Below are 1,062 nucleotides of genomic sequence, written 5' to 3' on the forward strand. Positions count from 1 at the left end.
CGGTGACGGATTATTGCGATTGCGGCGGCATCGGCTCGAATTGTTTCGGCGGGGGAAACTGTCGAGCAACGGTGAGCTTGCCGGGAAACGGGTGTCCGTTCAGATTGACGGCGGAAGAATGAAAATACGCGGCAAAATGAAGCCCGCATCGACTTCAAGTGAGTCGCCCGCTGATGCCGATCAGGGCCAAACCGACGCACCCGGACGCTCGGCCAAGAAACCCTCTCGCTCGTTTTCATCGGACTGGCGTGAGCCGAAGCTGATGACGATCTTTGTTCATGACGATCAAGGGCGGATGGTCAAAGAGCATAAGGCGACAATCGACGGCACGTTGCTTGGGCCCGACGCGATCGCCGAAGTGGTGGCGATGCACCTTCATCGACTCGGGGCTGCCGAAGCGCAAAGCGTGACGTTCGTCGCCGATGGCGCCCCCTGGATCTGGGATCGTATTGATCGAATCATTCAATTGGCCGGGTTGACCGATGTGGTTACTCATCAGGTCTTGGACTGCTGTCATGCGGTGCATCATGTCTCCAAGGCACTTGCTACGCTCGGGCTCGAAGCGGAGGTCCGCCAGCAGCATTATCGTCAACTGCGAACGCTGCTGCGGAACGGCCAATGGCGAAAAGTGGTTGATGAGTTAGCAGGACTTGAACGCGAAGGCGGATCGACGTCGGAATTGGAGACGGAAATCCACTACCTCTGCCGCCACGGAGAAGCGGGGCGTTTGAGTTACCCCGCCTATCGACGGAGCGGCGTTCCTTGCGGCAGCGGCGCCATCGAAAGCAGCATCCGACGGGTGATCAATTTGCGACTGAAGAGCAATGCGATGTTTTGGAAGAGTGAAAATGCGGAACAGATGCTTCAGGTTCGTGCTCACTTGATTCCGGATCGTTGGGATGAATCAATCGGCGAACTGGCCGAGTTTCGACGCACGCAAGCAAGCGACGACTGGCACTGGGAGCCTCGTCCCATGAGCTGCAAAGTTGAAGCCACTGATCAACAACTCATTTCAACCGGCGATTAGCGTGATTTCCGCGTCAACTAAATGGGAATGCACCC

General features: G+C 57.0%; 1 pseudogene. It reads left to right on the top strand.

Going from position 1 to position 1,062, the window contains the following annotated elements:
- Positions 1-1,027, top strand: a pseudogene (locus H1B37_RS32910) (hypothetical protein); the annotation flags it as partial.
- Positions 1,028-1,062: the final 35 nt, after the last annotated feature.

The sequence above is a fragment of the Stieleria mannarensis genome, assembly GCF_014154935.1.
Taxonomy (GTDB): domain Bacteria; phylum Planctomycetota; class Planctomycetia; order Pirellulales; family Pirellulaceae; genus Stieleria; species Stieleria mannarensis.